The sequence below is a fragment of the Cupriavidus sp. 291-E7 genome (assembly GCF_057798835.1).
In genome coordinates, this window is sequence record NZ_JBYOJV010000036.1 from 15,521 (window position 1) to 37,530 (window position 22,010).

General features: G+C 63.3%; 34 protein-coding genes. 23 read left to right on the forward strand and 11 right to left on the reverse strand.

What is annotated here, in order from left to right:
* Positions 1-11: 11 nt before the first annotated feature.
* From AC3FLX_RS32235 to AC3FLX_RS32285, 11 genes are all read right to left on the reverse strand, one after another.
* Positions 12-263: a hypothetical protein gene (locus AC3FLX_RS32235; RefSeq protein ID WP_488701388.1), complete on the reverse strand. Its 252-nt coding sequence runs from the start codon at positions 261-263 to the stop codon at positions 12-14.
* On the reverse strand, positions 260-916 hold the full coding sequence (locus AC3FLX_RS32240) for a hypothetical protein (protein WP_488701389.1): 657 nt from the start codon (positions 914-916) through the stop codon (positions 260-262). The genes AC3FLX_RS32235 and AC3FLX_RS32240 overlap by 4 nt, the downstream gene beginning before the upstream one ends.
* A complete protein-coding gene (locus AC3FLX_RS32245; RefSeq protein ID WP_488701390.1) occupies positions 909-1,586 on the reverse strand; it encodes a hypothetical protein in 678 nt (225 codons plus the stop codon). Before AC3FLX_RS32245 ends, AC3FLX_RS32240 begins: the two co-directional genes overlap by 8 nt.
* A gap of 2 nt (positions 1,587-1,588) precedes the next feature.
* The gene (locus AC3FLX_RS32250) at positions 1,589-2,053 is read right to left on the reverse strand and encodes a hypothetical protein (protein WP_488701391.1); all 465 of its coding nucleotides are present in this window, start codon (positions 2,051-2,053) and stop codon (positions 1,589-1,591) included.
* On the reverse strand, positions 2,050-2,439 hold the full coding sequence (locus tag AC3FLX_RS32255; protein WP_488701392.1) for a hypothetical protein: 390 nt from the start codon (positions 2,437-2,439) through the stop codon (positions 2,050-2,052). Before AC3FLX_RS32255 ends, AC3FLX_RS32250 begins: the two co-directional genes overlap by 4 nt.
* A 25-nt stretch (positions 2,440-2,464) precedes the next feature.
* Positions 2,465-2,932, reverse strand: coding sequence for a hypothetical protein (locus AC3FLX_RS32260; RefSeq protein ID WP_488701393.1), 468 nt, complete (start codon positions 2,930-2,932; stop codon positions 2,465-2,467).
* Positions 2,929-3,372 carry a hypothetical protein gene (locus AC3FLX_RS32265; RefSeq protein ID WP_488701394.1) on the reverse strand — a complete coding sequence of 148 codons (444 nt, stop codon included), beginning with the start codon at positions 3,370-3,372 and terminating at the stop codon, positions 2,929-2,931. Before AC3FLX_RS32265 ends, AC3FLX_RS32260 begins: the two co-directional genes overlap by 4 nt.
* The gene (locus AC3FLX_RS32270) at positions 3,369-3,911 is read right to left on the reverse strand and encodes a hypothetical protein (RefSeq protein WP_488701395.1); all 543 of its coding nucleotides are present in this window, start codon (positions 3,909-3,911) and stop codon (positions 3,369-3,371) included. The genes AC3FLX_RS32265 and AC3FLX_RS32270 overlap by 4 nt, the downstream gene beginning before the upstream one ends.
* Positions 3,912-3,920: 9 nt before the next feature.
* Positions 3,921-4,136, reverse strand: a complete 216-nt coding sequence (locus tag AC3FLX_RS32275; RefSeq protein WP_488701396.1) for a hypothetical protein — start codon at positions 4,134-4,136, stop codon at positions 3,921-3,923.
* A gap of 6 nt (positions 4,137-4,142) precedes the next feature.
* The gene (locus AC3FLX_RS32280; protein ID WP_488701397.1) at positions 4,143-4,286 is read right to left on the reverse strand and encodes a hypothetical protein; all 144 of its coding nucleotides are present in this window, start codon (positions 4,284-4,286) and stop codon (positions 4,143-4,145) included.
* A gap of 224 nt (positions 4,287-4,510) precedes the next feature.
* Complete coding sequence (locus AC3FLX_RS32285; RefSeq protein WP_488701398.1) at positions 4,511-5,233, reverse strand: S24 family peptidase; 723 nt, start codon at positions 5,231-5,233, stop codon at positions 4,511-4,513.
* Positions 5,234-5,319: 86 nt separating this feature from the next.
* On the opposite strand from AC3FLX_RS32285, the gene AC3FLX_RS32290 reads away from it, so the two are divergent.
* From AC3FLX_RS32290 to AC3FLX_RS32400, 23 genes are all read left to right on the forward strand, one after another.
* Positions 5,320-5,583: a transcriptional regulator gene (locus tag AC3FLX_RS32290; RefSeq protein WP_488701399.1), complete on the forward strand. Its 264-nt coding sequence runs from the start codon at positions 5,320-5,322 to the stop codon at positions 5,581-5,583.
* Between the two features lie 220 nt (positions 5,584-5,803).
* Positions 5,804-6,328 (forward strand): phage regulatory CII family protein, encoded by a 525-nt coding sequence (locus tag AC3FLX_RS32295; protein WP_488701400.1) that lies wholly within the window; start codon positions 5,804-5,806, stop codon positions 6,326-6,328.
* Between the two features lie 116 nt (positions 6,329-6,444).
* The gene (locus tag AC3FLX_RS32300; RefSeq protein ID WP_488701401.1) at positions 6,445-6,711 is read left to right on the forward strand and encodes a hypothetical protein; all 267 of its coding nucleotides are present in this window, start codon (positions 6,445-6,447) and stop codon (positions 6,709-6,711) included.
* Positions 6,633-7,751, forward strand: coding sequence for a hypothetical protein (locus tag AC3FLX_RS32305; RefSeq protein WP_488701402.1), 1,119 nt, complete (start codon positions 6,633-6,635; stop codon positions 7,749-7,751). The genes AC3FLX_RS32300 and AC3FLX_RS32305 overlap by 79 nt, the downstream gene beginning before the upstream one ends.
* On the forward strand, positions 7,751-8,164 hold the full coding sequence (locus AC3FLX_RS32310; RefSeq protein ID WP_488701403.1) for a hypothetical protein: 414 nt from the start codon (positions 7,751-7,753) through the stop codon (positions 8,162-8,164). Before AC3FLX_RS32305 ends, AC3FLX_RS32310 begins: the two co-directional genes overlap by 1 nt.
* 228 nt (positions 8,165-8,392) lie before the next feature.
* Complete coding sequence (locus AC3FLX_RS32315) at positions 8,393-8,800, forward strand: HNH endonuclease (protein ID WP_488701404.1); 408 nt, start codon at positions 8,393-8,395, stop codon at positions 8,798-8,800.
* 151 nt (positions 8,801-8,951) lie between these two features.
* On the forward strand, positions 8,952-9,482 hold the full coding sequence (locus AC3FLX_RS32320) for a hypothetical protein (protein ID WP_488701405.1): 531 nt from the start codon (positions 8,952-8,954) through the stop codon (positions 9,480-9,482).
* 50 nt (positions 9,483-9,532) lie between these two features.
* Positions 9,533-11,179 carry a terminase large subunit gene (locus AC3FLX_RS32325; protein WP_488701421.1) on the forward strand — a complete coding sequence of 549 codons (1,647 nt, stop codon included), beginning with the start codon at positions 9,533-9,535 and terminating at the stop codon, positions 11,177-11,179.
* 3 nt (positions 11,180-11,182) lie between these two features.
* Positions 11,183-12,442, forward strand: coding sequence for a phage portal protein (locus tag AC3FLX_RS32330; protein WP_488701406.1), 1,260 nt, complete (start codon positions 11,183-11,185; stop codon positions 12,440-12,442).
* 53 nt (positions 12,443-12,495) lie between these two features.
* Positions 12,496-13,371 carry a S49 family peptidase gene (locus tag AC3FLX_RS32335; protein ID WP_488701407.1) on the forward strand — a complete coding sequence of 292 codons (876 nt, stop codon included), beginning with the start codon at positions 12,496-12,498 and terminating at the stop codon, positions 13,369-13,371.
* 75 nt (positions 13,372-13,446) lie between these two features.
* The gene (locus tag AC3FLX_RS32340) at positions 13,447-14,718 is read left to right on the forward strand and encodes a phage major capsid protein (protein WP_488701408.1); all 1,272 of its coding nucleotides are present in this window, start codon (positions 13,447-13,449) and stop codon (positions 14,716-14,718) included.
* Positions 14,719-14,789: 71 nt separating this feature from the next.
* The gene (locus tag AC3FLX_RS32345; protein WP_488701409.1) at positions 14,790-15,014 is read left to right on the forward strand and encodes a hypothetical protein; all 225 of its coding nucleotides are present in this window, start codon (positions 14,790-14,792) and stop codon (positions 15,012-15,014) included.
* A 3-nt stretch (positions 15,015-15,017) separates the two neighbouring features.
* Positions 15,018-15,515: a head-tail connector protein gene (locus AC3FLX_RS32350; protein ID WP_488701410.1), complete on the forward strand. Its 498-nt coding sequence runs from the start codon at positions 15,018-15,020 to the stop codon at positions 15,513-15,515.
* A complete protein-coding gene (locus tag AC3FLX_RS32355; RefSeq protein ID WP_488701411.1) occupies positions 15,516-15,848 on the forward strand; it encodes a head-tail adaptor protein in 333 nt (110 codons plus the stop codon).
* Positions 15,841-16,305, forward strand: coding sequence for a hypothetical protein (locus AC3FLX_RS32360; RefSeq protein ID WP_488701412.1), 465 nt, complete (start codon positions 15,841-15,843; stop codon positions 16,303-16,305). The genes AC3FLX_RS32355 and AC3FLX_RS32360 overlap by 8 nt, the downstream gene beginning before the upstream one ends.
* 52 nt (positions 16,306-16,357) lie before the next feature.
* Positions 16,358-16,957, forward strand: coding sequence for a phage tail terminator protein (locus tag AC3FLX_RS32365; RefSeq protein WP_488701413.1), 600 nt, complete (start codon positions 16,358-16,360; stop codon positions 16,955-16,957).
* Positions 16,958-16,959: 2 nt separating this feature from the next.
* Entirely contained in the window at positions 16,960-17,208 is a 249-nt protein-coding gene (locus AC3FLX_RS32370; protein ID WP_488701414.1) for a DUF2635 domain-containing protein, read from the forward strand.
* Complete coding sequence (locus AC3FLX_RS32375; RefSeq protein WP_488701415.1) at positions 17,208-18,707, forward strand: phage tail sheath subtilisin-like domain-containing protein; 1,500 nt, start codon at positions 17,208-17,210, stop codon at positions 18,705-18,707. Before AC3FLX_RS32370 ends, AC3FLX_RS32375 begins: the two co-directional genes overlap by 1 nt.
* 70 nt (positions 18,708-18,777) lie before the next feature.
* Positions 18,778-19,125, forward strand: a complete 348-nt coding sequence (locus AC3FLX_RS32380; protein WP_488701416.1) for a phage tail tube protein — start codon at positions 18,778-18,780, stop codon at positions 19,123-19,125.
* On the forward strand, positions 19,122-19,409 hold the full coding sequence (locus AC3FLX_RS32385; protein WP_488701417.1) for a phage tail assembly protein: 288 nt from the start codon (positions 19,122-19,124) through the stop codon (positions 19,407-19,409). The genes AC3FLX_RS32380 and AC3FLX_RS32385 overlap by 4 nt, the downstream gene beginning before the upstream one ends.
* Positions 19,409-19,543: a hypothetical protein gene (locus AC3FLX_RS32390; RefSeq protein ID WP_488701418.1), complete on the forward strand. Its 135-nt coding sequence runs from the start codon at positions 19,409-19,411 to the stop codon at positions 19,541-19,543. The genes AC3FLX_RS32385 and AC3FLX_RS32390 overlap by 1 nt, the downstream gene beginning before the upstream one ends.
* 4 nt (positions 19,544-19,547) lie before the next feature.
* The gene (locus tag AC3FLX_RS32395) at positions 19,548-21,482 is read left to right on the forward strand and encodes a phage tail tape measure protein (RefSeq protein WP_488701419.1); all 1,935 of its coding nucleotides are present in this window, start codon (positions 19,548-19,550) and stop codon (positions 21,480-21,482) included.
* Between the two features lie 13 nt (positions 21,483-21,495).
* On the forward strand, positions 21,496-22,010 hold a 515-nt coding region (locus AC3FLX_RS32400; RefSeq protein WP_488701420.1), incomplete at its 3' end, for a DNA circularization protein.

The window sequence follows — 22,010 nt, forward strand, 5'->3', positions numbered from 1 at the left end:
GATGGGGCGTATTACCGCCCGTTGCGCCAAGCGCTGAAGGGTAGGCCGATGTGTTGGTCATACCGACGCTTGGCTTCAGGGTCGGTGTTCAGTTCCTTGCGTGATTGAATGCCGCAGATTTCGCGTACGACACTTGTGGCCTTTTCCGTGTACGAAAGCAGGGTGCAGCGATTCCAGGCGTCCGTGTGGCGGTCGGCGAGAAATTGGTGGAAGTCTGGTCGGCTGCAAAGAATTGCGGCCGTGCTGGAGAGGGGCAGGGTCATTCGTTGATCCTCCGAAACTCGAAGGCCCACACCCACGGGTTGGCTTGCCAGGCGCCGGCACCATTGATGCCGTCCCAAAGAGAGGCAAATGCGCTTCGCGCGGTAGGTTCGGCTCCGTAGTGTCGACTGCGATGAGTATCGATGCAGGGAGCGGCCCCAGTGCAGATTGGCGATATGCCCTCGGCCGCCGCATCCTCCTCGCTGCAATCGGCCAGGCGCTCAATGCGAACGCGCGTGACTTCCAGTAGCAGGCGGCAAGCGCTGCGGGGCATGTGCAGGGGGGTGCGCCATTTGCGACGGATTCCATCGGGCGAGCGCTCCAGATCCGGCCCGAGGGGATCGTTGAGGAAGTCGGCCCGATAGAACACGTCGCAATCGGGTTCGTATGGGCCGAGCGGGAAATTGCTGTGCTGCCACGTTTCTCGAACCCATAGGCGATCGCCGGGCTTCCCGTACGGGCAGCGCACCTCGCGTTCGGTGGGGCAATTCTTGTAATGGAAATAGGCAAAGCCATCCCAGAACCGTGCATGCCAGTTGTCGGGGTCGTTCTCCGAAAAGTAGTCCAGGCCGTTGGTGCGTCGGGTCTGAGTTTTCTCGTCAGCGAGAATGCGCGCTACCAGCTCGCTCTTGAAGAGGATGGGGTGCTCACGCATCGCTATTCTCCGCATTGTTTGCGGTGATTGCGCCTGTATTCGCCGCACGGTCGCGTTCGAGGAAAACATCGCGGGCGGCATCCGACAGTTTCCGCTCGCCCCCCACCTCGCCGCTATGGTGCGGGCTGGCAGCGGTACGCCCTCGGCGCGAGAGAGGCTTTTCTTTCGGCCGCTCGCGCGCGAACATCGCTGCCGGGCCGTCCTCGGTGTCGTAGATTTCGATCAGCATCCAGCCATCGCCGTCCGGTCGCGTAGGCGTCCAGTAACTGCAGTCGGCTACCTCGGCCTCCAAGTACCGGTCATGCGCATCGCTGTCGTCATATTCCATGCTGACAAAACTGGTTTCGATGCCGAAGGCATCCAGCAATTTGTCGGCACGCACGTCTTCGTCGTGCAGTGGATATGCAGGGTGCGTCAGCCATCCATCAGCGTCTCGGACAATCTCGCGCGGAGCCAGCAGCTTTCTGCGCAGCCCTTCGAGGTCCGGGTATGGCAGTTTGGCCTGTGAGGCGGGCGCCGTGGCGCCAATAGAATCGAGCGCCTTCATTGCTTCGTAGAGCAGTAGCGAGGCGCTGTTTTCTCCTGCGTACTTGCCTAGCCACTCGCGGATACGTTGCGCGACATTGGTGGGTGAGCCATACCCTGTTTTAGCTTGCAGCGTTGGAGTCATGATCATTCCTCGAAAAGCGCCACCTGGCGCGGGTCAACTTCGGTAGGGGAGGGGTCTGCCTTGCCGGTGCGAGCGGCCTGTGTGTTGGGCGAAAGCGCGGGTGTGCGAAGGACATGGCCGCCGGCGTGGACATGCGCGAAAAGTCTGCGGATAGCGTCAACAGGGTCGGCGCAAGCCTGTGCCTGGCCGGGGATGAAAAGGCCGGCGTTGTGCGGGATGAGGTCGCTCCAGAAGCATCCCAGCTCGCGGGCGAGATCCGTCATTGCGGCGGTGATCGCGGCGGCCGTGTCGGTGCTGCCTGCTGCGGCGGCGGCCACGACAGTCGATGGCTCGTCAGGCATGACTTCGCGCACGCGGATGCGCTCAATGGTGGGCGGGCTGTGGTTCCACGCACCAGGCGTCATGTCCATGATTCCGCGCGAGGGGCTGGTGATGGCGGCGAGCCATTCACGGGGCTGAGCGTTCATGCGTCTTTCCTTCCGAAAAGGCTGTCGTCGTCCATGTAGATGCGGTGCGCGCGGCGGGGCAGTGCGATATCGCAGGGCTGGTCGAGCTGCCACGTCTGCAGTAAGGGGGTGAAGTCGAAAACCGGATCGGTGCTGCCGCCTGTTTCAATGGCTTGGCGGGCGCGCCGCAGGGGTTGTTCGTCGCGTACCCGGTAATAGATGCGGAGGGCTTGGCCGCATCGCATTTGGCGGGCGTGCAGCGCGCCGCGGACCTCGTGAACCATGCGGCTCACGGTCGTTTCGGAGCCGCAGATCTCACGCGCGAACAACGTGCAGTTGATCTCGCGGCCTGCCAGCAGCGCGTCCAATACCTGGGCGCGGGTCGCTTCGGTGGCGGGGGTCCTCATGCGGCGCGCTCCATTTGATCGCGGATCACGCGAGAGCCTCCTTTTCGAGCTGGGCGACACGTACCTGCAGCTCGGCGATGTGTTGTGCCTGGTCGTGGCACGAGCCGCGCAGGAATGCGCGCATGGCGTGCTCGGCAATGGTTGCCGCGTCGGTGATACGCGAGTGAAGCGCAGCAGCGACGGCGCCGACCAGCGCCACGTCACCGGCGCAGATCGCCTCGCCAAGCATGCCGGCGAGCAGCTCCGGCGAAAACTTCCGTGGGTCATCCCATTCGAAGCCGGGGGCGCGCAGCTGGGCAAAGCGTGCCTTGATCGCATCGGCGAGCTTGTCGGTGGCGATGTCGTCGACGTGCGTGCGCTGAGTGCTGCGAAACTTCGATTGCGGCCGGGAGGTGGCCGCGAGGCGGATGGCGGTTTCATTCGAGATCCGCGCGCCGATGCTGGCGGGCGATGGCGCCGTATCGTGGTGCTTCTGACGTTGGGTGCGGGTCACTGGCGGCGCTCCAGATAGGGGTGTTCCGCGCCGGGAGCGCCTTGCACTGCCATTTCGGCCTCGGTGCGATCGCGGGCGATTTCGAGGGAGCGAATCGACGCCTTGTCGATCGCTTCGGCCAGGGCGCGGCAAGCTGCGCGAAGGGTGTACTTTTCAAGTTCCAGCACGCGGACCTCGCCGCTGGCTTCCCAGCGACCAAAGATGTCGTCGAGTGCGAGCTGGGCCGAGCGGATCTGCGCGTCGTATGCGGTGAGCTTCTGCTGTGCCATCGCCTGGCGGACGATCGAAACCATGCGGGCGACGCGCGTATAGCTCGCCTCGTTCGGCTCTAGGAAAACAGCGGCAACGCTGTCGTAAAGCTCCAGCTGCAGCTTTTGCTTGTCGGCGGCAATAGTCGGCGCCGTGTCACGCCGGATCTGGTGGTCGCGGCGCGTGCTCATGACAGGTGCTCGCAGAATGCTTCCTCGCCGACGATCTCATCGAGCGCGTCATACATCCTGAAAACATGGGCTGGCACGAGCAGCTCGCGCTCCAACTCGCGCCGCTTGATGCGTGGGTCTGGACCGAGATCCGGCGCGGCCTTGTTGATCAGGTGCAGCAGCTGGCCGCCAAACTCGCGTACGAGTGAAGCCTCGGCCTCGGTGTAGACATCGGGGATCACTACGTCGATATTGCGGGCGCGAGCGTCGGCGAGGGCTTCGCGCACGGGATCGAGCAGGGTCTCAGGTTCGACGTTGGTGCGAATGCGCTCCCAGCGCAAGGCATGCAGAAGCCTTGCAGGCGTCTTGTTCGGGCCGGCAACGGGTACGTGGTACTGGTCGGGGTGGAAATGCGCTTCGGTGAGATTGAAGCTGGCGCGCAGCATGGCGCGCAGAGGGCGGTCAAAGCTGATGATGATGAAGCGGTGATCGCTGGTGGCGAGATAGTCTGCTGCAGCGTCTTGCCCGGCGCCGGGGCGGCCGGTGATTCCGATCAGCATGATGGATCCTTAATCGAGGTCGTTGGCCTGGCGCCGCTTCAAATCGATCGTTGGTTCGGTGTGGCGCCGGCGGGTTGGCGGCTTCCGGCGAAGCCGCTCGCGGATGGAGTCGATGAGTTGCAATCTGATGTGGGGGATGCGGATCGCGTCCTCTGCTCGACCGGTGCCCTTGATGCGGGTGAACTCTGCAATCAAGGCCTCGTTCGAAAAGGGGCGGGGCCGCATGGCAACTCAGGTATGGAGGCGCATCGCGGCGGCCGGTGTGGATTGCTCGGCCTGGTGGTCCTGATGGACCGCGTAGACGTGGGCGCCGGCCAGAACGGCCGACACAAAAAGGGCTGTGATCCAGACCCTGACCCGTTTGCTCTTGTTCATGTGGTTCTCCGGAATGTCGCGCCGGTTGGCGCGTCAGGAGCGGAGATTACCAAAGAGTAATTTTTTCTACAATACCAAACGGTAATTGTTGCGAGCACGCCAATACCATCGGCGACCCGATTTGAGGTATCAGCCTAGCCGCTCCCCGGCAGGCTGACGTTTTGTGGAGACAGTGCGATCCCTGGCGTGCTCTGTCGGCCGCCCTTGTGGATCGTCGGCGGGGGTCAGTACAGCTCGAAAGTGGCTGTTACGACGACGCCGCAAATGTGGTCGTCTTTCTGCATGGGCAGAAAACGATTGGGCCAGTCCGGATTGAGCGCCTCAAGGTACGGCTCCCCGTCGACCATCGCCAGTTTCTTGAAAGTGGCTTCGTTGCCATTGCGGCGAACGATCACGAATTTGCCGGTCGCGTATTCGGCGTCCGGATTCACGAACAACAGAATTCCCTCTGGGAACGATGGCGACTGACCCGTGGGGGCCGTCATCGAGATTCCTTTTACGCGCAGGACAAAGCCATGCGGGCCGAGATCCTTGTGGCAATAGTGATACGCCTGTGCTGCTGCAGGCTCAAAGTTTTCAGCAATTTCAGTCCACATCCCTGCTTGTACCCATGAGATTTCGGGGTAGGGCCGTGATCGGATGTCCGGTCCCGCCTCGAAGTTATCGCCCGACGAAGGGAAATTGTAAGGTTCACTTAATGTCGGTGAACCTATGTGGCGCGATAAGGGGATGGACGGATTGTCAGGGGTGTCGAGCCAGCCGGTTGGCAGTCCTAGCTTGCCTTCCAGCTTCCGCGCTTTCTTCTCACCAAAGCCTTTCACTCCGCGCAAGATCGCGGAAATTTCGCCTTGGTTCTCGCCAGTTTGGCGGATGAACTCGGCCTGTGTCTTGTACTTGTCGTCGATCAGGCGTTGCAGGCGCGTGCGGCGGATGTCGGCGGTCGTCATAGGGCGAATTATCGCGTTCTATTACTTTAAGGTAAAACACCAAAAGGCATTGACCGGGCATTACTTTATGGTAATCTCCCGGCGAAATGGAAAAACTACTTGCCTACCTCAATGGCCTCGACAAGGCGTCCCGCGCAGAATTTTGTGCGGCGATCGGCACGTCTGAGGGCTATCTACGCAAGGCGATCAGCACCGGCACGCGGTTCAAGTGCGAGCTGTGTGTGGCGATCGAGCGTCATTCCGATGGCGCAGTGACCCGGAGAGACTTGCGTGAGGACTGGGCAAAGGTTTGGCCTGAAATGACCTACGTCACGATCCAGCTGCACCGCATGACGGGGGGACAGGACTGAGGGGTTCGGCAGGGGAGCTGCCGCTGGCACGTTGTGCCAGGCCTCGACGCTGGGAAGCAATCCGCCGCTTCGCCAGTGGGGTCAATAGGCGGGTGAATTTAGGCTTGGGTTGGAACATGGTGTTTCTCCCTGAGTCGCGGTCAAGGTGCCGCGTTTGAGACGAAGCATATACGGTTGTGACGTGGAGGCGACACGGCCAAATATCCGGGGGTTTACCGCAATGACGTACCAGTATTCCGACATCAACCAGCATGAGGCGCTCTATATCGCCGCGCGTGGTTATCCCGCCGGCGGAATCGAGGGTCTTGCTCATGCGATGGCCGTGCGCTTGGGTAAGCAGGTATCGCCCAACGTGCTACGCAACAAGCTGCGTCCTGGCATTCTCACGCATCAGATCAACGCCGAAGAGTTCTCTTTGGTTGTCGAGTTGTGCGAGGAGGTAGGGCAGGTGGATGCGAAAGCGCCTATTCATGCGCTGTGTATGCGACATGGCATGGTAGCGGTGGAGCCATTGCCGGCCCATGCATCAGTCACGATCACCGATCTGATGATCCATCTCGGCAATGTCTCGCGCGAGTTCGCTGACGTAGTCAAGGTGACCACGGAAGGGGCCAGCGACGGCGAGATCAGTCGCGTCGAGGCTGAGCGCATCCAGAAGGAAGTGATGGAGGTGTGCCGCGTTGCGATGGCATTGAGCCAGGCAGCGAGTCGCGCGGCCGAGCAGGGAGGGGCCTCCGAAAAATGACGCGAATCGACCTTCCGCCCGGTGTCCCGCGTGCGGCACCGGTGGGGCACGTTCGGCCCAAGCACGTACTGCGGCCTAAGAAACCATTTACCAGGCGCGAGCTGGAGAGCGCCTTTGTGCGCATCAAGTCCCGGATCCTCAAGGGTGGCGAACCGTTTGGCGTGTTCGTGATGAAGCGTGGTCGCGGGCGCGTTGTGCAGCTGATCGGGCATAGTTCGCCCGAATTCAATGTGCAGCTGCGCGTCAATCGGGCGCGTCAACACCTGGTGGCGGTGTACGACGGTAGTGCGGATCTCGCTGGCGTATGGGAAGACCTTACGTCGTTCGACAAGCCGGCAGAGCAGGTATCAACGGGGCAGGGGTTATGGCAGCAATCAAACTGAACGATGCCGAGCTGGACGCGCTGTCCGGTCTCGGTCATGCCGCCTTTCGGCTGTACGTCGCAGCGATCCGGCCGCGCATGGACTTCGCTACGGGCACCGTGGGCAAGCGCGTGCGAATCTCGTGGCAGGCGCTGAAAGAATGGATGTACGTCGAGCCGCGATCGGGCGTGGCCGCAGTCACGCATAACGAGTCGATGGTGCGTCGCCTGGCGAAGCAGCTGGTCAAGCATGGCCTGCTGCGCGAGATCGGTGACAGCTTCCATATCGCTTTCCTGTGCCCGCTCGCCGATACGGACAATGCCGCCCAAAAACAGGCCGACAGGGGTTCGACACCCCCGCAAGGTGCCCGCAAACCGAATACTGGCAAGGATTCGCGGGCTTATCCACAGGGGGCAAAAAACAGCAGGTCCGACACACATCCGACTACCGGTAAAACCTTAAAACCAACCCCCCCAACCCCCCCAGCCGTTCCGGCTGGTGAGGCTGAAAGCGAGATCGAGTCGTCAGCGCCTGCGGCGCCGACGATCGACAACCCCCTTGACGAAAAACCAGTGGCAAAGCCTGGCGCCACGTCCTCAGAGGACCGCCGCGAGTCCGCCAGTGCGGTGGGGAAAAGCGGCTTGCTTTCAGAGGGACGGCCGGAGGGCGGATTCGCGTGGGAGCCACATCTGGCCTGGCCGACCAGCCTGACGGACGGCCAGCGGGCCAACATGGCGCGAATCGTCGCTGTCCTACCCGAAGCGTCGCGCCAGGTGGCGATCGACGAATGGCGCGGGCGTATGCAACATGACAAGCTTGGCAACCCGTTCGGATGGCTGGCGGATCTGGTCAAGCGCATGCAGCAGCCAGGCTTTGCGCCGTACTTTGCGGACAAGGTGCGCGCCGAGCGCGAGGCCGAGCAGCGCAGGCTCGCGCAGCTGCACATGCGTGACGACGAGTTCGCGCAAAAGGTGGCGCAGTACGGCAATGGGCCGATGCCCAAGGGCGTGCTCGCCGAGATGACGCGGCGCAAGTACGGCATTGCTTCGACGACAACGTGATGGGGGAACGGATGCGCGCAGAAACTGGTACGCATGCAGGCGTGCATGCACGGATCATCGAGCGCCTGCAGTCGTGGGGCGCGTGGGCGAACAGTGACGGGCCGCGCGGCTACGGCGAAAGCTCGCTCACCATCGAGGAGATCCGCACGCAGTCGGTGCGGGCCTATACGCCGGTGACGGCCGAGGACTGTGAGCGCACACACGAGGCGCTGCGCAAGCTGCCAAAGCAGCTGTACCAGCTGGCGGTTAGCTTGTACGTCGACGAGGCGCCGATGCGTCTGGCGGCCAAGCGCATCCGCGTGTCCGAGCGGCACGGCTGGCGCATGCAAATTGCGCTGCTAAACGGGGTAGATTTTCTCCTTAAGAATCCGAAGCTTATTGCGCCCCCCTTGGCCTTGCTATTGAAATCGTGACAGGGTTGCAGTAGATTTCGGCTACGCTGTGGTTTCAGTGCGTGCAGCGAAACAAGCCCGATCCGGTTCCTACCCGATCGGGCTTTTTGCTTTCCGGGCGGGTGGGGGCTTGGCTCGGTAAGCGTGCTGTGCGCGCTGCAACCCTGGTGTCTCCCTGCCTGCATTGCCAGGCGTTCCGTCGGGCCGGCCGCATCTTTGCGCCGGCCCGATCTTTTTGGAGTTTGCCGAATGCCACGCAGGGCGCCGCGACCATGCGCGCGGCCGGGCTGTCGACGTTACGCCGTTGATGCCGGGTTCTGCGCGGACCATGCAACCCAACGGAAAGCCGAGGTCAACACTGAGCGCGGTAGTGCGGCGAGTCGCGGGTACGGTGCGAAGTGGCGGCGCGAGCGTGCCGACTACCTGCGCGACAACCCGCTGTGCGTGCGCTGTCTCGATGACGAGCATGTGGTGGCGGCCACTGTGGTCGACCACATCGTGCCGCACAAGGGTGATCAGAAACTTTTCTGGCGGCGCAGCAACTGGCAGGCGCTGTGCAAGCCGCACCACGACCGGAAGACTGCGACCGAGGATGGCGGCTTCGCCAACCCGGTGCGGCTGGCCCGGCCGGCGCATGAGGGGGAGGGGCGGGGGTAATTTCTGGCGCCGCCGCCTCCGGGACCGCGCGCCAGCTTCGAATTTTCGGGGAGCATTTTTTGAGAGGGGGGGGGTTAAAGATTCCGCCTCATAGGGAGCACGAAAGACGGCCGATGGCGGTTTTTGTGTCTCGCGTTGAATGGAGCCTTCTATGGGCCTGAAAGACACCGAATTGCCTGGCGCCGATGACGACATGGCGTCGACGCCTTCCGATGCCGATGGAAAAGGTGTGCGCTCGCCGCCAGTTCCGCCAGGCACGCACCTCGACTCGCGCGAGCGAAAGGTGTGGGACTACCTCTGCGGCGTGCTGCGTGCTGACGGCATGCCGCATCTCACCGCCGGCATTGCGATAGCCGTGGTGTGCAAGACGTTCATCCGGTGGATCGACACCGAGGTGCGGCTGGCGGATCTGGAAAAGCTGACCGGCACCTACTTCGTTAAAACGCCCAACGGGTTCGAGCAGCCGCATCAATTCTTTTACGCAGCGGCAGCGCTGAAAAAGGAATTGCTGCAATGGTTGCCAGAGAGCTGCCTGACCCTGCCATCGTCGGTGATGGCGCGGGCGAAGCTGGGCGACGAGGGCGTGCAGGACGATCTGTTCGGGGATCTGCTGGCGCACGCGACCGCCGCACGGAACGTCGCGCCAAAGCGCGCCGCACCAAAAAGCACGTCGAACGTCTGACGGCTGCGGCCGGCGAGCTGCACGAGTGGGATACCGCTTACGGCTTGCCGGTGCTGCGCGGCGAGATCGTGGTGGGCGAGCTGGTCTACCTGGCGGTGGAGCGGCACTACCGCGATTTGATGGATGGCCACAAGCGTGGCCTGTGGTTCGATCCGGATGCCGCCTGGCACGTGATCGACTACATCGAAAAGTATTTCGTCCACATCAAGGGGCCGCTCGCGGGCAAGCCGATCCTGCTGGATCCGTGGCAGAAGTTTTGGACGGCAGTGCTGTACGGCTGGAAAAACGCCGAGGGCCTGCGGCGGTTCAAGCGCGGCTATGAGGAAGTCGCGCGCAAGAACGGCAAAAGCACGTGGAAAGGTCCGCAGGGCTCTTACCTGTTCATGATGGATGGGGAAGTCGGCGCCGAGGTGTACGCGGTTGCCACCACGCGCGACCAGGCGATGTCGGTTTTCAAGCCGGCATTCGACAACATCAAGCGCTGGGCGCGGCGCTCGCGCGGCATCAAGCGATCGTTCACGATCCACGAGGGCACCAATCAGGAAAAGGTCGCCTTTGACAGTTCGGTATTCAAGCCGCTGCCGGCGAATGCCGACTCGCTCGATGGCCTGAACCCGCATGCCATTCTGTTCGACGAGCTGCACGCGCAGAAATCGGCCGACGTGTGGGAGGTGATGGAGTCCGCGCTTGGCGCCCGGACGCAGCCGCTGCTGTCGGCGATCACAACCGCCGGGTTCATTCTCGACGGCGTCTGCACGCAGATGCGCGGCTACCTGATCGAGGTGCTCAGGGGTGAGCGTGTAGACGATGCGTTTTTCGGCTACGTCTACACGCTCGACGCGGACGATGACCCGTTCGATCCGGGCGTCTGGATCAAGGCGAATCCGGGGCTTGGCATGTCCAAGCGACTGGACTACATGCACGACATGGCGCGCAAGGCGGCGGCACTGCCAAGCGCACGCGCCAACTTCATGACGAAAGACCTGAATCTCTGGGTCAATTCGGCAGAGGGTTGGATCGACATGTCCGTGTGGGACAAGGGCGCCAAGAAGTTCGATCCCAAGATCCTGCTCGGCCGTCGCTGCTATGGCGGCCTCGATCTCGCGTCGACGCAAGACTTGACCGCATTCAGCCTGGTCTTTCCGCCGCCCGACGACGATCCGGATGGCGAGTGGTACGTGCTCGTGTGGACGTGGTGTCCGCAAGAAAAGGTCGACACGCAGGAGGCCGATGACCGAGCGAGTTACAAGCGCTGGGTCAAGGATGGTTCGCTGACCGCGACCGATGGCAGCGTCACTGATTACAAGCCTATCAAAGCCAAGATTCTGGAGGCCTGCCGCCTCTATGACGTGGTCGAAGTCGGCTTCGACATCTGGAATGCGACGCAGCTGGCGAACGAGCTGATGGAGCGTGACGTGCCGATGGTGGCCGTGCCGCAGAACACGGGCGGCATGTATCCCGGATCCAAGAAATTCGAGGAAGTCGTCTACGCGAAACGCATGCGGCACGGTGGCAAAAATTCCGTGTTGCGCTGGGCCGTGTCGAATGTGTCGCTGCTCTTTGACACGAACGGCAATTTCCGGCCCGACAAAAAGAAGTCAAAGGGGCGCGGCCGGATCGATCCGGCGGTGTCCGTAATCATGGCCTTCAGCCGTGCCGCAGTGGGTGGCGATGGTGATGTGCCCGATGGAATGTGACCCATGACCCTATTGCAACGTTTCGGCGCTGCCGCGCAGGCGTTTCGCACGCCTGCGATCGTAGCAAGCGCTGGCGGCGGCGACATGCCTGTGAGCGGCACGGCGCCGGCGCAACCCTGGCTAATGCGCATCTTCGGCGGCGCGAAATCGCGCTCCGGGCAGTATGTCAGCCCGGAGACGGCGCTGCGCGTGACGGCGGTGTACGCGGCCACGCGAATCATCGCCGAGTCGATGGCAAGCCTGCCGATCAGTGTGTACCAGAAGACGGGCGGCAAGCGATCGCAGGTGCATGAGCACAACCTGGTGGGGCTGTTGCACGACTCGCCGAACACGAACAACACGTCTTTCGAGTTCGTGGAGATGGGGCAGGCGCATCTGAGCCTTCGCGGTAATGCGTACTCGTTCGTCGATTGGAGCGGAAAGGGCGAGATCGATGGCCTGTATCCGCAGCATCCGGACAAGACGACGGTTCGGTATGACAGGGATCGAAAGCTGTTCGTCTATGACTTGGAGGACGAGCGCGACGTGCCCGCCCGCCAGGTGCTGCATATCCGTGGGTTCTCGCTCGATGGGCTGGTGGGCCTTTCGCCAATCGGACTGGCGCGCGAAACCATCGGCCTGGCGATGGCGGCCGAGGAGCTGGGCAACGAAGCGTTTGCCGAGGGGTTCGTGCCGCCGGTGGTGCTGGAGGTGCCGGAAAAGCAGGGCAAGGATCAGCGCGACACGTTCCGCAAGCAATGGGTCGATCTGAGCCGCGACCGCAGGGCCGGGCCGCCGGTTGTCTCCGGTGGCGTCAAGCTGCACACGCTGCGGGTGTCGATGTCGGATCTGCAGTTTCTGGAATCTCGCCGATTCAGCATCGGCGAGATCGCCAGGCTGTTCCGCGTCCCGCCGCACATGCTGGCCGATCTGGAAAAGGCGACGTTCAGCAACATCGAGCATCTGTCGCTCGAATTCGTGAAATTCACGCTGGCACCGTGGATCAAGCGCTGGGAGCAGCGCATGAATCTCACGCTGTTCTCCGAGATCGAGCGCGAAAAGGGTCTGTACGTCAAATTCAACGTCGACGCGCTACTGCGCGGGGACATCAAGTCGCGGTATGAGGCGTACAAGGTCGGACTCGAAAGCCGGATCCTCAATGCCAACGACTGCCGCGAGATGGAAGACATGGACCGTTACGACGGCGGCGATGAATTCTGGGCGCCGCTCAACATGGCGCCGGTGGGCGTAACGCGGCAAGCAAAGGGAGGTAACGCAGCATGAGGTATCCATTCCTCGCGGCTCTGGTCTTCGGCCAGGCGCACATGATTGACCCCATGAAACTCGACATCATCCTCGCGGTGCTGGGCGATCGTATGGGGCTCACGTTCGAGGGCTTGGGCACGCACCAGCTGGGCGCCTGGCATGACAACGACGATCCCAAGAAACTGGAGGCGGCGCGCGGCAAGGCGTGGGCCGATGTCGGGCGCGGTGTCGGTGTGATGGACATCAGCGGCACGCTGGTGCATCGCGCCTCTGGTTTGGATGCCATGTCCGGCCTCACGAGTTACGCGCAGCTGTCGGCGAACTTCGCTGCTATGGTCGCGGATCCCGATGTCGGGCACATCGTGATGAGCGTCAATACGCCGGGCGGCTCGGTCAACGGCGTGTTTGATCTGGCCGATGAAATCTATCAGGCGCGCGGCACCAAGCCGATCACCGCAATCGTCGATGATCGGGCGTACTCGGCAGGCTACGCGATCGCCAGTGCGGCCGACGAGATCATCGTGTCGCGCACGGGCGGCGTGGGCAGTATCGGCGTGGTCGCAGCGCACACGGATCGCAGTGCGCTGAACGAGCGCAACGGCGTCAAGGTCACGTATATCCACGCCGGCGCGCGCAAGGTCGACGGCAACCCGGATGCGCCGCTGTCCGATGAGGCGCAAGCGACGCTGCAGGGCGAAGTCGACCGGGTCTATGGGTTGTTCGTCGAAACCGTGGCGCGCAATCGTGGGCTGGATCCGCAAGCCGTGCGCGACATGGAGGCGGGCACGTTCATGGGGCCGGATGGCGTCAAGGCCAAGCTTGCCGACAAATTGATGGCGCCGCGCGACGCGCTGCGCGAGATCGTCGGCCGATATCAGACCGCGCCGGCGGCATCATCGGGCCGCGTAATGCGCGCCGCAACCGCCATGCGCGTGCGCATGGGTTGAACCTCCCCGCATGGGGTATCCAAGGGCCGCCGATCTGGCGGCCTTTTTCATTTCTACATCCGAAAAGGACCAAGCATGAAAGATCTGATGACCCTGCTGCAGGAGCGTGCGGGCGTGCAGGCGGCTGTCGCGGCACTGGCAGCCAAGGAAAGCGGCGGCACCGCGCTCACTGCCGAGGAAGTGGCCGAGTTCACCAAGCTGTCGGCGCAGTTCGATGACCTGACGGCGCATATTGACCGCATCAAGGCAGCCGAGCGCATGGCAGCGGCTGTCGCCGCGCCGGTGTCGGGCTCGCTGCCCGCGCAACCCAAGCAGGCCGAGCGCAAGGCCGGCGAATCGCTCGGCATCATCGTGCGCTCGCTGGTGTCGTCGGGCGGTGACCCGCGCGCAGCTGCGCACTACGCCGAGACGCAGTGCCACGCACCGGACATTGCTGCGGCGCTGAATACCGGCACCGGCTCGGCTGGTGGCTTCATCGTGCCGCCTGGCTATGTGCCAGAAGTGGTCGAGCTGCTGCGCCCGGCCAGCGTGGTGCGAAAGCTGGGTGCGCGCACGATCCCGATGCCGGCCGGCACGCTGACCATGTCGCGCCACACCGCGGGCTCGACCGCCGGCTACGTGACCGAAGGCACCGACATCCCGGTCAGCCAGCCGGCGTTTGGGCCGCTGACCATGTCCAAGAAAAAGCTCGTGGCGCTGGTGCCGGTGTCGAACGACCTGATCCGATTCAGTTCGCCCAATGCCAACGGTCTGGTGCGCGACGACATCGTGCAGGGCATCGGCACGCGCGAGGATCAGGCGTTCATCCGTGACGATGGCACGAGCAATACGCCGACCGGCCTGCGCTATCAGGCGGCTGGCGGTGCGGTGATCCCGGCGAATGCCACGGTCAACGTGCAGAACGTCAAGAACGATCTGGGCAAGCTGGAGCTGTCGCTGCTCAACGGCAACGTCAAGATGATCCAGCCCGGCTGGATCATGTCGCCGCGCACGCTGGTCTACCTGCAGAACCTGGTGGACGGCAACGGCAACCATGTTTTCCCGGAAATCGCCTCCGGCATGCTGCGCAACAAGCCGTATGCGGTGACGACCACCATCCCGGACAACCTTGGCGTTGGCGGCGACGAGTCGGAGATCTACCTGGTGGATTTCAATGACGCGCTCATCGGCGAAGCCACGGGCCTGATCATCGACATCTCGAAGGAAGGCACGTACATGTCGGGCGGCAATCTGGTGTCGGCATTCAGCCGCGACGAGACGCTGGTGCGTGCCATCACCGAGCACGATTTCGGCCTGCGTCACATCCCGTCCGTTGCGGTGCTGACCGCCGTGAAGTGGAAGCCGTAAGCGGCTGACGCTTGCCTGGTGGCCGGGTTATCCGGCCGCCGTTCTCCTGATCTCCTATCGAAGGATCAAGCATGAAAATCGTCAAGTTTCTGGAGCGTGTGTCTCCGTATCAGCCGGGCGAAACCGCTGGCTTTCCCGATGACGTTGCCAAGGCGTACGTCGATGGCAAAAAGGCCGAGTACGTGACGCCGGCGAAGGCCAGCAAGAAGGCCGGCGGTGCGGGCACGGATGGCGACGGTTCGCCGGCCGGTGGCGGCGGGGCGGGTAGCACGCCGAGCGATCCGCCGGAGGCCTAAGCCATGCGACTGGTGACGCCTGCAGCAGAGGAGCCCGTCACCGTCGCCGCCGCGCGCCGCTGGGCACGGATCGACGATGGCGAGGATGATGACACCGTCACGCTGTGCATCGCGGCGGCGCGCGGGAAGGCCGAGCACACAACGGGGCGCCGCTTCGTGACGCAGGTCTGGTCAATTCCCGTCAAGGCAGGGCAGCGCGTGGTGCTGCACGATCTGATGCCGGTGCAGGGTGTCACGCAAGCCGGTGCAGATGTCGCGTTCGATGACGGCCTGCCGGCGGAGGTGACTGCGCCGGCGGATGGCGAGCTGCTCGTGACGTGCGGCTACGGGGATGCCGGGAAAGTGCCTGCCGAGGTCAAGATGTGGATCCTGCAGCGGCTCGGCTACTACCTAGAAAACCGGCAAGGCCTTGTGCATACGCCTGGCTCCGGCACGCAGCTGGAGCCGCCGCGCGATTTCGTCGACGGCCTGCTCGATCCCTATCTTGTCCCGAGGTGTTGAATGGATTTCCCGCATATCGGCGAGCTAAACCGGCTCGTGCAGGTTCGCTGGCGCACTGATGAGCCGATCGGCGACATCGAGATCGATTCGGCGTTTCCCGAGTCGGTGGATCGGTGGGCAAAGATCGAGCCGGTGGGGTCGGTGATCTACGCCGGCAGCGTGCAGATCGATGCCACGGTAACGCACCGTGTGATCGTGCGCACGCTGGCCGGCGTCACCGATCACCATGAGGTGGTGCATGGGGCGACGGTCTACCGCGTGCGGCGTGTGACGGACCTGAACAACGCGCGCCGCTTCACTGTGCTGGAAGTCGAGGAGCTGCAGCGTGGCTAGATCCGGCTTCTACATGCACATCGAGGGCTTCGAGGGGTTCGACAAGAAGCTCGATTTCAACCGGCGCAAGGTGCGCGCGGGCATGCGCAAGGCGGGGCGCCTGGTGGCGGGCCAGGCCAAGATGAACCTGGCGCTGGCGCGCGGCGCGGACGGCTATCCGGCCATGAAGACCGGCGCGCTGCGAGACAGCGTCAATTTCAAGCTGTCCCGTTCCGGCTTTCTGGTCCGCATCGCACCGACCAAGGGGGAGGGCATGCCGGCGCCCTATCATGCGTTCCTGTACTACGGCGTGAAGGCCGGCGCGCGGCGCCGCAAGGACCATAAGGCGCAGGCCGGCGGCGGCACGTGGCGAATCAAGCCCCGCAAAAACTACATGGTCGACGCGCTGGAGGGCAAGGCCGCCGAGGTCGAAGCGATTCTGCGCAAGGCGTACACCAACGCGATCGAGATCAAGTAGCCGATCCCCAGTAACCCATCCAGCCCCGCCGTGAGCGGGGCTTTTTCATTCCATGCTCATTTCCCTCGCAATTGCGCAGCTGCGCCAGTACGCGCCGACGTTCGAAAGGCGCGTCGCCGGCGGCATGAAGATGGAAAACATCCTCGCTGGCTCGCACCTGGCCCTGCCCGCTGCATACGTGCTCATGACTGGCGACGATCCGGGTGAAAACCAGAGTCAGACCGGCACACGGCAACAGATTTTTGACGAGTTCGATGTGCTGGTCGTGCTCAAGGTCGACGACGAGCGCGGGCAATCGATCGCGGATCCGATGCATGCCGTGCGCGCCGAGCTGTTCCGGGCGCTGGTCGGCTGGAAGCCGGCGGCCGACTACGAGCACGTCACCTACGAGGGCGGCGAGCTGATGAGCATCGATCGGGCGCGCGCCGTCTACCGCTTCGCCTTCCGGGTCGAGTGGTGGCTGGGTGGCAACACGCCAGGCGAGGCGCCGCCGGAAACCTTCGAGGAGATGGTGCTGGCCGGTCTACCTCCGCTGGAGGTCATCACTTTCAACGTGGACGCCATTGACCCGATGGCCGATCCCAACCTGCAAAAGCCCGGCCCGGATGGCCGGATCGAAACCGTGCTCCGCGTGGAGCTTGATCAAGGATGAACATGACTGAAAACCGCAAGACGGTGCGCGTGAAGCCTGCCGAGGGCCGCGTGGTGCCGGATCCGGAGCGCGGCGACACGCTCCCCGCCGAGGGGCGCGATGTGCCGCGTACCCCGTACTGGGCACGCCGCATTAAGGACCAGGACGTGACCGAGCAGGACGTGCCGGCCGTCGCGGAAGCCGCTACCGAGGATAAGCTGCAGGCCGGCACGGCTGTGGCGACCACGAAGACCGCCAAGGGAGTCAAGTAATGCCTGTGAGCTTCAATAACATCCCGAACGATGCTCTGGTGCCGATGTTCTATGGCGAGATCGACAACTCGATGGCGAGTAGTGGCGCCGCTGCATCCCTTCGGCGCCTGGTCGTCGCGCAGATGAACGACGATGCCACCGGCGCGGCCGGCGTGCTGGCAATCGCCAGCCGGCAGAGCGATGTCGTGGCGATCGCTGGCGATGGCTCGATGCTGGCCGCCATGTACCAGAAATTCCGTGCCGGCGATCCGCTGGGCCAGATCTGGGTGCTGCCGATCAAGCTGGCGGAAGGTACGCCGGCGGCGGGCAAGCTGACGGTCACAGGAACCGCGACCGAGGCCGGGCTGCTCAATGCGTACATCGCTGGCCGGCGCGTGCGCGTGACGGTCGCTAATGCCATGACGGCGGCAGCTGCGGCGACGGCGCTCGCCAACGCGATCAACGCGGCGGTCAACATGCCCGTCAAGGCGGCCGCGCAGGCGGGCGAGGTCACGCTGACGGTCAAGTGGAAGGGTCTGACCGGCAATGACATCCGTCTGGAAATGAACCGCGCAGGCCTGGCGAACGGTGAGCGTACGCCGGCAGGCCTGGCGGTCGCCGTCACGCCGATGGCTGGTGGCGTGGGCAGTCCAGACATGGATGACGTGCTGGCGGCGGTGGGTGACGAGGAATTTGAATTCGTCTGCCAGCCGTACACCGACACGGCGTCGCTCGATGCCTGCCGCGACTGGATGGGCGACATCGCCGGCCGCTGGTCGTGGTCGTCGCAGATCTACGGCCACGTCTACTCGGCCATGCGCGGTACGCTTGGATCGCTCGTGGCCGCCGGTGTTGTGCGCAACGATCAGCACGTCACGATCGAGGGCTTCGAGGCCAACGTGATGGCGCCGGTGTGGGAGCACGCTGCAGCGTTTGCCGCCCGGACGGCAGTCTACATCTCGGCCGACGTGGCACGCCCCACGCAGACCGGCGAGCTGGTTGGTATCGATGCGGCGCCGGCGGGCGAGCGATTCACGCTGCAGGAGCGCCAGGCGCTGCTGTCCAATGGCATTGCCACAACCACGTCCGGTGACGGTGTGGTGCGCATCGAGCGTGGCATTACGACGTACCAGCGCAATGCCTACGGTCAGCACGATGACTCGTATCTGGACAGCGAAACGATGCACACGACGGCGTACGTGATGCGTCGCCTGCGCAGCGTGATCACGACAAAGTACGGGCGCCACAAGCTGGCGGACGACGGTACGCGTGTCGGTGACGGCCAGGCCCTCGTGACGCCGTCGACGATCCGCGCCGAGCTGGTTGCCGAGTATCGCGTCATGGAGCGGGAGGGCATCGTGGAGAACGCCGACCTGTTCGAGCAATACCTGATCGTCGAGCGCGATGCCAACAACCCGAACCGCATCAACGTGCTGTTCCCGCCTGACTACGTCAATCAGCTGCGGATCTTCGCGCTGCTGAATCAGTTCCGCCTGCAGTACCCGCAAGAAACGGCGTAAGCCGGTCAAGCTGTTCCAACCATCGCGGCCCGCCATCGTGCGGGCCGCTTTGCATTTCTAGGAGACCGATATGGGTCAGAAAGTCGCCGGCACCGTCTACATCAAGGCGGACGGCTTTGCATTCGATGTGCAGGGCGCATTCGAGGCGCCGCTGATGAAGTACAAGCGGGAAACCATCCGGCCGGGCTATTTCAAGGAGGATGATCTTCCCCCCTATATCAAGGGCGATCTCACCTTCACGAAGAACTTCCCGATCAAGAAGCTGCAGACGGCCACCAATATGGTCATCACGGCGGAAACCAAGGGCGGGCAGATCTACGTGCTGCAGGGTGCGTACGTGGTCGGCGAACCTGCCGTGTCGGGTGACGACGGCAAGGTGTCGATCGAGTTCAACGGCGACGACGGTAACTGGCAATGAAATTCCCACTCGAAAAGCCTATCCAGGCAAACGGCGAAGAAGTTACCGAACTGACGCTGCGCGAGCCAAATGGCGAAGACGTGGAGGCCTGCAAGGGTGTCCCGTACTTCATCGGTGAAGGTGACTCGATCAACCTCAACACGACGGCGGCCATGAAATATGTGTCCCGCTGCGCTGAGATCCCCATGAGTTCGGTTCGGCAGCTTGATGTCGGCGACCTGAACAACCTGTGTCTCTGGGTCATGGGTTTTTTCTTGAGGCGGGGTGCCAAGAGGCCGACCTGATGGTCGATCTGGTCTATGACCTCGCGGAGTTCTGGCATCAGGATCCCGAGGTCATGCTGCGGCGGCCCATTTCCCGGCTGATGACCTACTGGCACCACGCCAGGCGCATCAATCGGGCCAGACAACCGGAATAGGTAAATGGCTGACAGGTTTCAACTCAAGGCGCTGATCACGGGTGTCGATCAGCTGTCGCCGGCGCTTGCAGGCATCCGCAAGAACATCGCCGGATTCCGGAAGGGCCTCAAGTCGGATGGGCTGGGCGATCTGTCTTTTGGCGATGTGCTGGCTGGTGGCGCACTGGCCGCGCCGGTCATCGCCGCCACCAAGGCAGCGGTCGATTTCGAAAGCGCGATGGCGGACGTGCGAAAGGTGGTCGATTTCGACACGCCGGACCAGTTCAAGGCGATGGGGCAGGACATCATGGATATGTCCAAGCGCCTGCCGATGGCAGCCAAGGACATCGCAGCGATCGTCGCCGCCGGCGGCCAGGCTGGTTTCGATAAGGCTGAGTTGCCCAAGTTTGCCGAGGACGCGGTCAAGATGGGCGTCGCATTCGATCAGACCGCCGAGCAGGCCGGCGAGATGATGGCGACCTGGCGCACGTCATTCAAGCTGGGGCAGGACGCCGTCGTGCAGCTGGCTGATCAAATCAACTATCTCGGGAATAACGGGCCAGCGAAGGCCGCCAAGATCTCCGAGATCGTGACGCGGATCGGCCCGCTGGGTGAGGTGGCGGGCTTCGCCGCCAGTCAGATCGCGGCAATGGGTGCGACGCTCGCCGGCATGGGGGTGCAGGAGGAGATCGCGGCCACCGGCATCAAGAACATGATGCTGACCCTGACATCCGGTGCGTCAGCCACTAAAGAGCAGCAGCAGACGTTTAAGGCGCTGCGGCTCGATGCCAAGCAATTGGCCGTGGATATGCAGAAGGACGCGCAAGGCACGATGCTGCGCGTACTGACCGCCATCGGGAAGGTGGACAAGTCGAAACAGGCTTCCGTGCTCGATGGGCTGTTTGGCAAGGAATCCATCGGGGCGATCGCGCCGTTGCTCACAAACATGGATCTGCTGCAGAAGAATTTCCAGCGTGTGGGCGAGGCGTCGCAATACGCCGGCTCGATGCAAAAGGAATACGAGTCCCGTGCAGCCACCACGGCGAACAACATGCAGCTGATGCAGAACCGAGTGACGGCGCTGGCGATCTCGGTAGGCAACGTTCTGTTGCCGCCGCTCAATTCGTTCCTTGCGTACGTCGGGCCGCTGGTTGACGGTATGTCCGCCTTCGCCAGCGCTAACCCGGCAGTGATTCAGGGTGTGCTCGGCGCGGCGGCTGGCTTGACCGTGCTGAAGCTGGGCGCAATCGCGGCTGCTGGTGGGATCAAGTTGCTGATGGGCATCACTAACCTGACGCCGATCGGCCTGGCGGTGCGCGGTATTGCGCTGGTGGCGGGACTGCTGATCGCCAACTGGTCGACCGTGGGTCCGTTCTTCGCGGGCCTGTGGGCGAGCATCCAAGGCTATGCCGCAACCGCGTGGGGTTGGATCCGCTCGGCACTCGGCTTCACGCCGCTGGCGCCAATCCTCGCCAATTGGGGGCCGATCACCGAGTTCTTTGGCGCGCTGTGGGATGCGGTTGTCGCGGTCACCGGAGTGGCATGGGACTGGATCAAAGATGCGTTCTTCAGCTTCCATCCGCTCGGCATCATCATGTCCAACTGGGAGCCCATCGTCGCGTGGTTTAGCGGCCTGTGGGACCGCGTCAAGCCGTACATCGAGCCGCTGGTGAATGCCGGGGCATGGATCGGGCAGAAAGTCGGCAATTTCTTCAGCGGTGGCGGTGGTGATGGGGCGGCCGCTGCTGGCGGGGCTATCCGATCGGGGACCGATTCCGTACGCAACTGGACCGCCTCCCTGTCGTCGCAGACCGCGCAGACGCAGCAGCTGCGCGGTGACATGACGGTTCGTTTCGAGAACGCGCCGGCCGGCACCCGCGTCGATCCCGGCAACACCAACCAGCCCGGCCTCACCATGACGCCGCGCGTCGGTTACCGCTCGCTGTCCGGGGCGGATTGATCAGGAGAAAGCAATGGCAACCTGGCGCGAAAAGTTGCGCCCGGCCTCCTTTCGTGGCGTGCCATTCGAGGTCGAGGGGGATAAGGTTCCCATCGGCCGCCGGGTGGTGACGCACGAGTATCCGGGGAAAAACGTCCCGTATGTCGAGGACATGGGTCGCGTCACGCGCGAGTACAAGGTGACCGGCTTCTTGGCCGGCGCCGACTACATGGACAGGCGAGACAAGTTCCTCGTGGCGCTGGAAACCGAAGGCGAGGGCGAGCTGGTGCATCCGTGGCTCGGCACGCTTAGGGTAAAGGCTGGAGTGGGGGAGATGTCCCACTCGAAGAAAGAGGGTGGCATGGTCACCTTCGATCTCACCTTTACCGAGTCCAGCGAGCAGGCGACGCCCACAGCCAAGGTCAACACCGGGAAAGCAGCGTCTGCCGCCGGCGGGGCGCTGGCCGAGGGGGCGCTGACCCGGTTCGAGGGCGCTATGGCGCTGGTCAACACCTCGCAGGCCACGGTCGCGCAGTTGCAGAAGACGGC